Below are 13,937 nucleotides of genomic sequence, written 5' to 3'. Positions count from 1 at the left end.
GTGGCCTGCGGGAGAAAAGCTGAGGTATTTTTATCCTGCTACGCGGAACAACTGTCACACTGCTCAACCTCCAGCGATTTGCTGCGGACATAATAAATGCTTTTTACGCCTTCTTCCCAGGCCCGCAGATAGAGGTTTAAGATTCGCTTCATCGTAAAATCATTGGTAATATAAAAATTAACCGATTGCCCTTGGTCGATATGGCGCTGGCGCATGCCCGCCGAACGAACAACCCAGTTTTGGTCAATATCATGCGCGTTTTCATACAGCCAAAAAGTCTCGGCGTTCAGTCCCGGCGCCACCCGCGGAATGATTGCTCCTTTCTTTTCTTCCAGAAAATACCGGCTCATAACCGGGTCAACCCCGGCCGTCGTTCCGGCGATAATCGAAGTCGATCCGGTCGGCGCCACCGCCAGTAAATAGCCGTTACGCAGTCCCTGCTCCGCCACCTTGCCTTTTAAAGCCTGCCATTTTTCCGAAACATAGCCGCGCCGCTCAAAATACCGGCCATCCTGCCACTCACTGCCGGTAAAATAAGCATAGCTCCCTTTTTCGGCTGCCAAATCGGAACTGGCTTTAATTGCATAATAATTAATTTTTTCATAAACCTCGTCCATATAGCGCAAATGTGCCTCCGAGCTGAAAGCAATCCCCCGCTGCGCCAAAGCATGATGATAACCGCTGGTACCCAGGCCGATTGCCCGGTATTTTTGATTGGTAATTTCGGCATAGGGCAGCGGATAATAATTCAAATCTATGACATTATCCAGCGCCCGAACAGCAGTGGTGACCACTTCCTCCAGTTCCTGCGCCGAATCCAAATTGAGATTGCCCAGCACCAGAGAAGCCAGATTACAAACCACAAAATCCCCGGCCGCTGTTTTCGTCTGCACGATGCTTTCCCCGCCATCCGTTACAATCTCCGTCTCCAGCGAACGAATCTCTTTCATATTCTGCATAATTTCCGTACACAAGTTCGAGGAATAAACCATACCCTGATGCTTATTCGGGTTTAAGCGATTGACCGTATCGCGGTTAAAAGCAAACGGCGTTCCCGTTTCAATCACACTCCGAATAATCAGTCTGACCATCTCCTTAACCGCCATCGTTCGCTTGGAAATTCGGGGGTTTTTAACACATTCCCAATATTTTTCCTCCCACTGCTGGCCGTAAAAATCCTCCAAGGCATAGCCCATTTCTGTTTTAATCTCATGCGGACACATCATATACCATACGGCATCAATATTTTCCTTGGCCAGCCGCCAAAACAGGTCGGGATAGCAAATTCCCGGAAAAACATCATGCGCCTTCATCCGGTCGTCACCGTTGTTCGTCCGCAGCTGCAAAAACTCCGGTACGTCCTTATGCCAGACATCCAAATAAACCGCCACGCTGCCCTGGCGTACGCCCAGCTGGTCAACCGCCACCGCAGTATCGTTAGCCAGCCGCACCCAGCGAATAACACCGCCGGCCACGCCCTTAAAGCCGCGGATATCCGAGCCCGCCGCTCTGACCTTGCCGTAATACATCCCCATGCCGCCGCCATGTTTGCTGACCTGAGCAAAATTATCCAGCGACCGGTAAATGCCTTCCAGCGAATCCGGCACCGTGTCGATAAAGCAGGACGAAAGCTGATGAAAAGGCTTGCGGGCATTGGATAAAGTCGGCGTTGCCATCGTTACCTGCAATTTACTTAAAATATCGTAAATCTTTTTCGCCCACTTAACCCGATTTTCGCCCTCCGGCAGCGCCAGGTGCATGGCAATGCCCATAAACATCTCCTGCGGAGTTTCCAGAATACGGCCGTCAGTATCTTTGATCAAATAGCGCTTCATCAGTAGATCCAGTGCCGAATAGGTAAATAAGGCATCTCTTTCCGGTACCAGATAGCTTTCCAGCTGGCTGATTTCATCATTGCTGTAATTCTTCCTGATATAAGCGCCGTATAGTCCCATTTGTTCCCATTTTTTGATTTTTTCCGGCAAGCTGAACACTCCGTGCCGGGCATTTTCCTGATCAATTTCATTTTGCAGGCCAAGGCGCAGAAAACGGCCGGCAATAAACTCCCAATCCGGCGCTTCTTTGGCTGTCAGTTCCGCCGCTCCCCGAATCAGTGCTTTCAAATAATCCTCTTCCGTCATCTCCTTTTTAGCAAAACTCTCCAACTTGGCCAGCAAATATTTCAAATCATATTCTTCAGCGCTGAACTCCTTGGCAATCCCCTTAATCAGTGCCAGCGTATCCGGATCCTGAATATATGCTTTAAATCCGTCTATTTTTCGACGTTTGTCATTGTGAGCTGACCGGTACAAAATAAATGCCTTGACTGCCGAATAATATTTGCGGTCAATCAGCGTCAACTCAACCAAATCCTGCACTTCTTCCACACCGGGAACTCCTTCTGTTCCAAAGCGCTGCCAGATCAATTCCGTCACCGCGTCCGTCAAAGCGGTCAACTCTTCCGCAGAAACGGACTCGCCCACCGAATGAAATGCTTTATCCATGGCAGTTTCGATTTTTTTTGCCTCAAAATCAACCACACTGCCGTCTCTTTTTTTGATTTTCTTTATTTTTTCCATTTCTTCCTTGCTATCTCCTGACCTAAAATTTCATTCTCTTTTTCTGGAAACTTAAATTTATAGTAGCATATTTCCCTCAGCCTGCAAACCAAATTTCCCGATAAAAAATTATCGAAATTCCCCTTGCTTCCAATAGGCACCTATGATATAATAAAAGCAACCAAGAAAGAAACGATTTCCAAACAATAGAAATCCCTCAGAGCCACGAACTCTGAGGGATTTCATTTGGGCTAGTTGTCATTTTTCTTTCTGTCTAACCACTTGCAAACATAGTAACCAACTACACTTGCCGCAACAGAAATAAGAAAAGAAACAATAGTAATCTTCTATAAAACTCTACCTTGTTAATAAAATATTTTGGCAATTTCTTACAATTCCTTTACTAATTTACAATTCCTTTACATCCATTGCTTTCATAAAACTTCAGGCGTATACTATAAAAAACAGATTTCTTGCTTTCGCTGGCTTTCCTGACGAATTCCTAAAGTTTTTGGATAGCCCGCGAGAAATAGCTTGACCGCTGTTTTCATTTTAAAACTATTTTTACATTAAAAACCGGTCAAATGCCGGACGAAGGAGGTCACTATGAAAGGATTTAATTGGAACCGGCCGAAATCCTGTTTTCGGCAGCTGTTGGCTCTTGGGCTGGTATTTTCTGTGCTGAGCGCAAATGTTACCCTGTCCGCCGCCATGCCGGCCAAAGTACCGGTCAGCGTGGCCAATTTTCCCATTCGCTTAAACGGCGTTTTGCTTCGCGATCAAAAAGAGTCCTATTATCCGATGCTGGTTTATCAAGGCATTACGTATCTGCCCATGACGGCGGATTACGGTAGATTTTTAAACCTAATGGCGCACTGGGTCGAGGAAAAATCCATGATGACCATTTATTCCTGGAACATCTCGTTCTCGCCCCTTTCCTATTATGATCCCAGTCCTACTCTGCCTCAAGGCGTAACCAACCAAAACTTATATGCTCAGCCGGTTTGGTATCCGGTCAGTGTCAATGGAGAAGCGCTGGATTTAAACAGTCAGCCCTATCCGATTCTGAGCTTTAGAAATATTACCTATTTTCCGCTGACTTGGCACTTTGCCGTTGATCTTTTTGACTTAAACTACCGTTTTACGGCCACGGACGGCCTGGAGATCAAGAGCAGCGGCTACCAGCCAGAGGCCGCGCCCCAGGATCTACCTGCTCCGTTAAACGCCGATCCGTCGATCCTGCCGTTACTCAAAGAAACGCAAAGCCTTGTTTTGCCGAAAAGCGCTTTTGCCGACCCGATCGTTTATAAAAACGGCCTGCTTTTTTATTTTGTCAATCATGGTGAGAACAGCACCTCCCTTGATTTTTGGCGGCGCCCCCTAAACGGTCAGGCGGAAAAAATCGGCAGCGCGGAAATTGCCGATGGGATTAAGATGCCCATTGGTTATCATTACCCTTGGCTTTTATCGAATAACGATTTATTCTTTACTTCTCATTTTGGCGGCGCCATTATGGGCAGTGAGCAGCAATATTTTCTGCCGGCCAGCGGCCAAAGCCGCCTTATTTCCAACCAGCGCCTGTCTTGGCTGATTCCCTGGCGGGAGCAATGGATTGGCTCGTATTTTAGTGTTACCGGCCCTCTTCCCGGACTTTTCCTGATGAATCAACAAGGCGAAGTCAAAGACATCGATTCGTCCGATCAGATTTTTTCTGTTCCCGATGATTCAAAGTACTGCGTCCAAGGCGACCTGTTGTTTGTTTCCGCCAAAAATCAAAGCGGCGGCCGCCAAGATCTTTATCAAATTAACTTAAAAACCAATGAGCAGAAGAAATTAGCTTTCAATATCAATCAGTATCTGGCCGATCAAAACAGCATTTACTATACCGCAAATCAAACCGATTCGCCGCTCTACCGGCTAAACCCCGCTACCGGTCAAAGCGAAACCTTTATCAGTCTGCCGCAAAAAGAATATCGCTCCCTGTCGGTCTATAACGGCGTGGCCATGTTAGTTCAAATTCAGTATCAGTCCTCGGATCTGTACCGCAGTTATAACGGCCAGTGGCAGCGGCTGGTGGCCGATATTGATTACCGCTGCCAGCGCAATGCCGAACATCTGGTTTATCGCGCTACTCATCAGGGCAAACACTATATCGTTGTCTGTGCCAGCGACGGTATCGCGCAAGCCGCTTTTCGCTCCGAAAACCAGGATGTTGATTTTGCCTTAAACGGTAATGAACTGATTATCTGGTCATGGCAGGATCAGACCGTCCGGTATTTTAAGCTGTAAAAAGGGGCTGTTGCAAAATCCGGATTTTTCACAAGATATTGCGATATATCGCAAAGATTTTTCCTGAATCTTGTGTAAAAATCTTAAAGTGCAACAGCCCTTTTTATATTTCCTGCTTACATTTATTATCGTCTCAACTTTCCCCTGATCGAAGTGCTTCGCACTTCTGCCCGAGCGGGCAGTCTACCCCTAGTCGAAACGCTATGCGTTTCTGCCCGGGTGACTGTTCTAACGAACATGGGAAAGTTGAGTATCGTCTAAAACTTTTTATTTGGCTCCGGTTTCGGTGCGGGCGTTGTAGTTTCTCGGCTTTCCTGCTCATACGACTCTGCGGAAGATTCCGATTTCAACTTATTCCCCACATCCTTTTGCTTCTTCTCCAAAATGCTGGCCAGTACGGCATCAATTTTATATTCCCACTGACTTTGCGCATTGGCGAAAATCAAATGATAATATGGCATCTTAACGCCTTCGGGTGCTACCAACTCTTCCAGAATAAAAGTTACTTCCTCCCGGCAGCCCGCATCTGCTATCGCGATCCGTTTGGCTTCTTCCAGCCGGATATAGCGCTGGCGCATCCATATATCACCGGTTTTGGCATCAATTTTATAAAAGTACTGATACTGACCGGTGTAGAACTCCAGCAGATAGCAGGGCTTACCCTGATTGCGGTTCAATTCTTCTTTGGTAAAGACCACCTTCTGCGCCGTCTCGTCCAGCCCGGCGTCCTTTAACGCAATCGCTTTGGCTGTCTCTAAGCCAATAAACTCCGGCTTAATGCCGATATCCTTTTGCTTCTTCTCCAAAATGCTGGCCAGTACGGCATCAATTTTATATTCCCACTGACTTTGCGCATTGGCGAAAATCAAATGATAATACGGCGTCTTAACGCCTTCGGGTGCTACCAGCTCTTCCAGAATAAAGGTTACTTCCTTCCGGCAGCCCGCATCTGCTATCGCAATCCGCTTGGCTTCTTCCAGCCGGATATAGCGCTGGCGCATCCATATATCGCCGGTTTTGGCATCAATTTTATAAAAATACTGATACTGACCGGTGTAGAACTCCAGCAGATAGCAGGGCTTACCCTGATTGCGATTCAATTCGGCCAGAGTAAAGACCACCTTCTGCGCCGCATCGTCCAGCCCGGCATCCTTTAATGCAATCGCTTGGGCTGTCTCTAAGCCAATAAACTCCGGCTTAATGCCGATATCCTTTTGCTTCTTCTCCAAAATGCTGGCCAGCACCGCATCAATTTTATATTCCCACTGACTTTGCGCATTGGCGAAAATCAAATGATAATACGGCGTCTTAACTCCTTCGGGTGCTACCAGAAGTTCCTGAGTAAAAGTGACCTTATCCGCACAGCCCGCATCTGCTATCGCAATCCGCTTGGCTTCTTCCAGCCGGATATAGCGCTGGCGCATCCATATATCGCCGGTTTTGGCATCAATTTTATAAAAATACTGATACTGACCGGTGTAGAACTCCAGCAGATAACAGGGTTTGCCCTGATTACGGTTCAGTTCAGCCAGAGTAAAGACCACCTTCTGCTCGGCAACATCCAGCCCGGCATCCTTTAACGCAATCGCTTTGGCGGCTTCCAGGCCGATAAACTCCGGTTTGACGCTCGTATTCTTTTGCTTTTTCTCTAAAATGCTGGCCAGCACCGCGTCAATTTTATATTCCCACTGTGCTTCGGCATTGGCAAAAATCAAATGATAATACGGCGTTTTAACACCCTCGGGTGCTACTAAGCTCTCCTCGCTAAAGGTGACACTATCCGCACAGCCCGCGTCTGCTATCGCAATCCGCTTGGCTTCTTCCAGCCGGATATAGCGCTGGCGCATCCATATATCGCCGGTTTTAGCATCAATTTTATAAAAGTACTCATACTGACCGGTGTAGAACGCCAGCAGATAGCAAGGTTTGCCCTGATTGCGGTTCAGCTCTTCCTGGGTAAAGACTACCTTCTGCTCGGCAGCGTCCAGCCCTGCGTCCTTTAACGCAATCGCCCTGGCTGCATCTAAACCGATAAACTCCGGCTCTTCCTTGGGCTTTTCTTCTAATTTTTCCTTAGGTTTTTCTTCCGACTTTTCCTTGGGTTTACCCGGTAATTGAAGCAGTTCGTTTAATGGCAGCTGTGCCAGCTCTGCCGCCGGTTTGCCGGTTTGAGCCGCCGCCGCCAAAATCCGATCCGCCTTGCCCCGGGAAACATTTAATTCTGCCGCCAACTTGTCAGCTTCGGCACTGCCTGATTCCGATTGAAAAATCAACTCACTGTCCACATCCGCTCTTTTCCAGGCCTTTTGAATGGAGTCCGAAAGTGTATTTTTCAGCTTGCTGTCAGCGCTGAGCCGGCAGTCAAAAGAAACCAAAACCGCTGCCTGACCGTTCTTAATATAACCGCCGGCTTCATAAGCAGCAATTGTCCGTGTTACCGCCGTTTCCACACTTTGCTTTTTCAGCATCACATTTTTCAGCGCCTGCTCGGCATCCCTGTTCAGGAAAACGGCATCTTTAACCATTCCGTTCCGCGCCACAATATATTCGACACTCGGATTCACATCCATTGTAAAAGCTCCGACCGCCATGTTGCTGTAAATGGAACTTGCAGCAATCCCCAGGCCAACCGCCAGTGCTAAGCCGGCTACCATGAGACCCCATTTCAGCCAAGTGCTTTTCGCAGCTGCTCTGCTTTCACTTTCCACATCAGCAATCAGCTGGTCATCAATTTTACCAATGGCATATAACAGTCTTTCGGTTTTCATAGCACAATATCCTCCTGTTCCAGACATCTTCTTAATTCGCCGCGCATCCGAAAAAGCATCGAAGTCACCTTGCTTTCGCTCATACCATAGGCATCGGCAATGTTTCGGACTGCCCACAAATGCCAGTAACGGCGAATGAAAATATTGCGTTTTTCGCTCGGCTGCGCCTGCAAAAAGCGATTAATCACCGAAACCAGCACTTCCTCCTCGGCCGCCTGCTCAACGCTTCCTGCTGCCGGAATACAGTCCTCTAATTCCGATAATACACTCTCTACCTGTCCGCCGCCGCGTTTTTCTGCGGTATACCGCTTATACCGGTTAAGAGCAAGGTTACGCGTAATTTTCCCCAGGTAAGTTGATAAACGATTGGGTCGCCGCGGCGGCATCGAATTCCATGCTCCCAGATAGGTATCGTTAGTACATTCTTCCGCATCCTGATTATTATACAAAATCCGGTAGGCAATTGCATGACAGTAACTGCCGTATTTTTCGGCTGTTGCTGTGATGGCACTTTCTTCCCGCGTCCAATATAAATCAATGATTTCCTGATCGTTCATACGCCCTCCCTTCTCTTTATGTAAAGGCCTTTCACTCATATACACAACAAAATTTGATTTTCATTGCACAACTTTCGGAACTTTTTTTATTTTTTCTCTTTTCCCGGCGCTACGGCCCTCACGGAGTTAATCCAATATACTCCTTACCTTTTTAATCAGCTTATCGGCAACAGCGTTTTCCGCCTTCTGCCGGCGGCTTCCCTTAAAATACATCTGCCGCCATTTTTTATAATTTTTAAAAAACAGGAAGTTTTCAATATCGCGCGGCCCCTGAATCACCTTGCGGATTGTTCGCAGCACGCCGTTATAATCAGCCTCCACCTTCCACTGAATTAAAGTCAAATTGCCGTCTTCGATTTCAATTCCCGAAACCGCCCGCGGTTGAACGCAGCAGCCGGTATTAAAATATGGCAATTCTACGGTTTTAGCCAGCTTGGCCCGGTGCGTATGACCGCAGATAATGGCTTTTTTATTTTTATAAATCCATTTGCTGAAAGTCCTTTCAATCTTATGCCGCTTGACCCGATTTTTGGCCGGACTGGCCGGATTATGAAAACCGACGATATGCAGAAACCGCCAAAAATAGCGTAAAGAAAGCATTGTCGGGAGCCACAGCTGGTCATTGACCAAATCCCCCTGATGGCCGTGTACCAAAAGAAACTCATCACCTGTCTTACGATATTTTAAAATCAAACTTTCCGGAATTTCAATCCCTTCAAATAAATCGGTTTCCACTTCCTGATAATCGTCCTCAAAATGCATTAAATTGCGTCTGACCCAGTTTTTATCGCGCAAAATCATATCATGGTTGCCAAACAGCCGGTACATTCGCCCCTGCCGGTAAAATTCCCGCTGCAGCATAAACACTTCATGATGTGCCGAAGCAATATGCTCAAAGCTGCTGTGCTCCCACAATTCATCACCATCGCCCAGCTCAATATAAGTAAAGCCCCGGTCATAATAATGCTGCAGTGCTGAAAAATACAGATGCTGATTGGTAGCAAAATCATCGCTGATACTATTGTCTCCGCGATGAACATCACTGAATAAAATAAACTTATCGTTGTCATCAAACTCTATGACCTTGGCTTTTTGATAACATTCATCCAATCTTTCAAACGTTTTCATTTCATTCTCCCCTTTGACAGTCCAACCCCTGAATCCTAAAACAAGTCGCTGTGCGTTCCTGTTCCTGTTCGAGTTAAATATAAAATCAGCTCACCCTCTGATATCTCATAAATCAAAAGCCAATCGGGTGTGATGTGACATTCCCTGCACCCTTCATAATTTCCGCTTAAATTATGGTCTTGGTATTTGGCAGGAAGAGGCTCTCCATTTGCTAAAATAGTAAGCACATTCGTTAATAAAGAAATATCATAGCCTCTTCTCCGCACTCTCTTTACGTCTTTTTGAAATTTTATTGAGGGTCTTATTTTATACATCAAGCAAGTCCCTCATCATTTCATCCACCGTGTTGTAGGTCTTACCAATCGTAGGATCGGCTTTCATTCTCTGAACTTCCTCGATTGCCGCAATGGTTTCTGCATTTGGTATCTCATATGCAATCACATTCTGCATATACCTTATGATATTGCCTTTTACATTCTCGCCATTACGAGTAATAATGCTCTTAAAGGCATTATAGACTTCTCTGTCCATGGAAAAGGAACAAGTCACTGTATTGCTCTTATTCATAATCTCTCCTCCTTTCAATTGCTTAGTAACCTTACTTAGTAATATAAGTATATATACTTTTTCTTAAGATGTCAAGAACTGCGTTTTAGGCCTTCACAGCAGAAAAAAGGAAGCGGATTCCTCTGCTTCCTTTTTTCTGTGTATTAGGCCGCTTGCGGGCTTTCCCGCCTAAGCTGCTCTTTTAATATTCCATATTTGCCATCCGCACATAGGATTCGTATCTCTCCTTGGCGTTTTCTTCGGCACTGGCAAAGAGCTCCTGTGCCAGTTCCGGGAATTGTTTCTCCAAACTGGTGTAACGAATCTCGCCGCGCAGGAATTCCTTGAAATCGGTGGTCGGCGTTTTGGAATCCAAAACGAACGGATTCTTGCCTTCCTTGGCCAGTTCCGGATTGAACCGCCACAGATGCCAGTAACCGGCTTCTACCGCTAACTTCATTCTCTCCTGCGATTTGCCCATGCCAACCTTTAAACCGTGATTGATACAGGTCGAGTAAGCAATGATCAGCGATGGGCCGTCATAGCTTTCCGCCTCTTTCAGCGCCTTCATAAACTGATTCTTATCCGCGCCCATTGCCACCTGTGCCACATAAACATAGCCATAGGTCGTTGCCATCAGACCCAAATCTTTTTTCTTGGTTTTCTTACCGGAAGCGGCAAACTTAGCAACCGCTGCCGTCGGCGTCGATTTCGACGATTGACCGCCGGTATTGGAGTAAACCTCGGTATCAAAGACCAGGACATTGACATTTTCACCGGAAGCCAGCACCTGATCCAATCCGCCGTATCCGATATCGTATGCCCAGCCGTCGCCGCCGACGATCCAAACCGACTTCTTGACCAAATAGCTGCCCAGCTTTTCAATCTCCGCCAAAATCTGATTGGCTTCGGCGCTGCCCAGGTCTTTGCCGAACAGAGCTTTCACTTTCTTGGACGCTGCTTCGTCCAATTCCTTATTATCTTTCACTTCCAGCCACTCATTCACTGCCGCCTTTACATCTTCGGCTACATTTAAAGCCGCTAACTGCTGCATCAGGCCGGTCAGCTGCTGGCGAAGCTTACGGATACCAATTGCCATACCGTAACCGTACTCGGCATTATCTTCAAATAAGGAGTTTGCCCAAGCCGGTCCGCAGCCTTCGGCGTTGGTGGTGTATACGGTTGACGGCGCCGAACCGCCCCAAATCGAGGAACAGCCGGTCGCATTGGCAATTACCATTCGGCTGCCGTACAACTGGGTTACGTCCTTCAAATACGGAGTTTCGCCGCAGCCGGCACAGGCACCGGAGAATTCTAACAGCGGCTGAGCAAACTGGCTGCCCTTAACTGTATTTTTAGCCAAAATCGTATCTTTATAAGTAATATTATGATGCGCATATTCCCAATTGGCAACTTCCACTTCCTGAGTTTCAATCGGCTTCATCACCAGCGATTTTTCCTTGGACGGACAAATATCGGCACAGTTTCCGCAGCCCTGACAGTCCAAAATATCCACCTGCATCCGGAACTGATATGGCTCTAAGCCCTTACCTTTGGCCTGAACACCGACAAAAGCCTCCGGTGCGCCCTTCATTTCTTCTTCGGTCGCCAGGAACGGACGAATCGAAGCATGTGGGCAGACAAACGAACATTGGTTACACTGGATACAGTTGGCCGGAATCCACTCCGGTACAAAGGCGGCAATGCCGCGTTTTTCAAAAGCAGCCAAGCCCTGCGGGAAGGTACCGTCCTCTTTGCCGACAAAAACCGATACCGGCAGCTTATCACCCTGCTGAGCGTTAACCGGATGCAAAATCTTCTGTACGAATTCCGGTTCTTTACTGTTCTGAACAACTTCTTTCTTTTCCGGTTCGGCGTTCTTCCAGCTTTCCGGCACGGTCACCTGCTCAAAAGCTTTGGCGCCGAGCTCAATGGCCTGGAAGTTCATTTGAATAATCTTTTCACCCTTTTTGCCGTAAGTCTTTTCAGCATATTCCTTCATATAGCCGATTGCTTCTTCGGTCGGGATAACTTGCGCAATCGCAAAGAAAGCGGACTGCATAATCGTGTTGATCCGGTTGCCCAAACCAATGCTCTCGGCATGGTCGCGGGCATCAATCGTATACAGGCGAATTTCCTTATCGGCAATTTCCTTTTTCAGCTTAGCCGGTAAATGCTCGTCCAGTTCCTTGGCGCTCCACTTGGTATTTAAGAGGAAAGCACCGCCTTTTTTCAGACCTTCCAGCAAGTCGTACTTATCAACATAGGACTGCTGATGGCAGGCAACAAAGTCTACTTCCTGCAATAAATAGGTTGACTGAATCGGCTCCTTGCCAAAACGCAGGTGCGAAACCGTGATACCGCCGGATTTTTTGGAGTCATAGCTGAAATATCCCTGCGCATAAAGATCCGTCTTATCGCCGATAATCTTGATTGAGTTTTTGTTGGCGCCAACCGTTCCGTCTGAGCCGAGACCCCAGAACTTGCAGCGTTTGGCTCCTTCTTTTTCGGTATGAATCTGCTCAGTAACCGGCAGGGATAAGTGGGTAACATCATCCTCGATACCAATCGTAAAGTTATTTCTCGGCTGATCTGAGGCCAGATTCTTAAAGACTGCCAAAATCTGCGACGGCGTAGTGTCTTTCGAGCCCAAACCATAACGTCCGCCGACAATCAGCGGCTGCCAGTCGGTTCCGTAAAACAGCATCCGAATATCCAAGTGCAGGGGCTCAGCCGGAGCGCCCGGCTCCTTGGTTCTATCTAATACCGCAATCCGCTTAACCGTCTTCGGCAACGCTTTTAGGAAATGCTCAGCCGAGAACGGACGGTAGAGGTGAACCTTAACCAATCCGACCTTTTCGCCTTTGGCTGTTAAATAATTAACTACTTCTTCGGCTGTTTCCGTGACCGAACCCATACAAATAACAACATCGGTTGCGTCCGGTGCGCCGACATAATTAAACAATTCATATTTCCGGCCGGTCAAATCGCTGATTTGCTTCATATAATCTTCAACAATCCCCGGTACCTTTTCATAGAAAGGATTAGATGCTTCCTTGGCCTGGAAAAAAATATCCGGGTTCTGCGCCGTACCGCGGGTAACCGGATGCTCAGGATTGAGCGCTCTCTGCCGAAATTCGTTCAGCGCTTCCATGTCCAGCATCTTTTTAAAATCATCATATTCAATTACTTCAATTTTTTGAATCTCATGCGAGGTCCGAAAGCCGTCAAAGAAATGAACAAACGGTACTCGGGATTTAATCGCCGCCAAGTGCGCAATTCCGCCCAAATCCATGACCTCCTGTACGCTGCCGGAAGCTAAGAAAGCAAAACCGGTCTGACGAGCCGCCATCACGTCGGAATGATCGCCGAAGATGGACAGTGCGTGTCCGGCCAGCGCCCGGGCACTGACATGAAATACACCCGGCAAAAGCTCACCGGCAATTTTATACATATTGGGAATCATCAGCAGCAGACCCTGCGAAGCCGTGTAGGTCGTTGTCAAAGCACCTGCCTGAAGCGAACCATGAACTGCACCGGAAGCACCGCCCTCAGATTGGAGCTCGGATACCGTCACCGTTTCGCCAAAAACATTTTTCTGACCTTTAGCCGCCCATTCATCCACATATTCCGCCATCGGCGAAGAAGGCGTAATCGGATAAATTGCCGCTACGTCGGTAAATGCATAGGACACATAAGCTGCCGCTGTATTTCCGTCCATTGTTTTCATGTGTTTTCCCATAATAACCTCCTTAAATATGATTGTCTCCCTTTCCCGTTATTTTTGCCATAACCTGTTTCGGCAAAAATAATACCTTTCTCCGGAAAATTTAAATAACGCCTTACAAAAAAGCTTCTGCGGTTCAGGCCAGCCGCTGGTAACCCTTGAAATATTCGGCAATTCTCCGGCTGCCGCTCGGCCGCTGCCTGACCCCATATATTTTTATTATATCATTCTCACTGCCTGTATACAAGTGCAAAATGAAAATTAGTGTTCCTGCTCCGGAATTTCAGATGAGCCACTTCTATTCATGGATATGGCAGCGGATTACAAACATGGATTTCCGTTTAGACAAAACACTCGTAACTTG

At 47.2% G+C, this 13,937-nt stretch carries 8 protein-coding genes; 1 reads left to right on the top strand and 7 read right to left on the bottom strand.

Features of this window, described 5'->3' with window-relative positions; translation table 11 throughout:
* Positions 1-38 precede the first annotated feature (38 nt).
* Positions 39-2,579, bottom strand: a complete 2,541-nt coding sequence (locus C3V36_09310; GenBank protein ID AVM69422.1) for a ribonucleoside-diphosphate reductase subunit alpha — start codon at positions 2,577-2,579, stop codon at positions 39-41.
* 585 nt (positions 2,580-3,164) lie between these two features.
* On the opposite strand from C3V36_09310, the gene C3V36_09305 reads away from it, so the two are divergent.
* Positions 3,165-4,847, top strand: a complete 1,683-nt coding sequence (locus tag C3V36_09305) for a hypothetical protein (GenBank protein ID AVM69421.1) — start codon at positions 3,165-3,167, stop codon at positions 4,845-4,847.
* 257 nt (positions 4,848-5,104) lie between these two features.
* On the opposite strand, the gene C3V36_09300 is transcribed toward C3V36_09305, so the two are convergent.
* The 6 genes from C3V36_09300 to nifJ all read right to left on the bottom strand — a co-directional run bounded on the left by C3V36_09300 (position 5,105) and on the right by nifJ (position 13,588).
* The gene (locus C3V36_09300; GenBank protein AVM69420.1) at positions 5,105-7,642 is read right to left on the bottom strand and encodes a hypothetical protein; all 2,538 of its coding nucleotides are present in this window, start codon (positions 7,640-7,642) and stop codon (positions 5,105-5,107) included.
* Positions 7,612-8,172, bottom strand: a complete 561-nt coding sequence (locus C3V36_09295) for an RNA polymerase subunit sigma-70 (protein ID AVM69419.1) — start codon at positions 8,170-8,172, stop codon at positions 7,612-7,614. Before C3V36_09295 ends, C3V36_09300 begins: the two co-directional genes overlap by 31 nt.
* 126 nt (positions 8,173-8,298) lie before the next feature.
* Positions 8,299-9,300: a serine/threonine protein phosphatase gene (locus C3V36_09290; protein AVM69418.1), complete on the bottom strand. Its 1,002-nt coding sequence runs from the start codon at positions 9,298-9,300 to the stop codon at positions 8,299-8,301.
* A 35-nt stretch (positions 9,301-9,335) separates the two neighbouring features.
* Positions 9,336-9,614: a type II toxin-antitoxin system mRNA interferase toxin, RelE/StbE family gene (locus C3V36_09285; protein AVM69417.1), complete on the bottom strand. Its 279-nt coding sequence runs from the start codon at positions 9,612-9,614 to the stop codon at positions 9,336-9,338.
* Complete coding sequence (locus tag C3V36_09280; GenBank protein AVM69416.1) at positions 9,607-9,867, bottom strand: hypothetical protein; 261 nt, start codon at positions 9,865-9,867, stop codon at positions 9,607-9,609. Before C3V36_09280 ends, C3V36_09285 begins: the two co-directional genes overlap by 8 nt.
* Before the next feature lie 181 nt (positions 9,868-10,048).
* Positions 10,049-13,588, bottom strand: coding sequence for a pyruvate:ferredoxin (flavodoxin) oxidoreductase (gene nifJ, locus C3V36_09275; protein ID AVM69415.1), 3,540 nt, complete (start codon positions 13,586-13,588; stop codon positions 10,049-10,051).
* Positions 13,589-13,937: the final 349 nt, after the last annotated feature.

The sequence above is a fragment of the Lachnospiraceae bacterium oral taxon 500 genome (assembly GCA_002999035.1).
In the GTDB taxonomy this organism is placed as follows: Bacteria; Bacillota; Clostridia; order Lachnospirales; family Vallitaleaceae; genus W11650.
This window is presented reverse-complemented; position numbering and strand designations above follow the sequence as displayed.

What these genes read in the sequence shown, in the direction of transcription:
- C3V36_09295 (AVM69419.1), bottom strand. Translation starts at nt 8,172, where the DNA reads ATGAACGATCAGGAAATCATTGATTTATATTGGACGCGGGAAGAAAGT.
- C3V36_09305 (AVM69421.1), top strand. Translation starts at nt 3,165, where the DNA reads ATGAAAGGATTTAATTGGAACCGGCCGAAATCCTGTTTTCGGCAGCTG.
- C3V36_09310 (AVM69422.1), bottom strand. Translation starts at nt 2,579, where the DNA reads ATGGAAAAAATAAAGAAAATCAAAAAAAGAGACGGCAGTGTGGTTGAT.
- C3V36_09300 (AVM69420.1), bottom strand. Translation starts at nt 7,642, where the DNA reads ATGTCTGGAACAGGAGGATATTGTGCTATGAAAACCGAAAGACTGTTA.
- C3V36_09290 (AVM69418.1), bottom strand. Translation starts at nt 9,300, where the DNA reads ATGAAAACGTTTGAAAGATTGGATGAATGTTATCAAAAAGCCAAGGTC.
- nifJ (AVM69415.1), bottom strand. Translation starts at nt 13,588, where the DNA reads ATGGGAAAACACATGAAAACAATGGACGGAAATACAGCGGCAGCTTAT.
- C3V36_09285 (AVM69417.1), bottom strand. Translation starts at nt 9,614, where the DNA reads ATGTATAAAATAAGACCCTCAATAAAATTTCAAAAAGACGTAAAGAGA.
- C3V36_09280 (AVM69416.1), bottom strand. Translation starts at nt 9,867, where the DNA reads ATGAATAAGAGCAATACAGTGACTTGTTCCTTTTCCATGGACAGAGAA.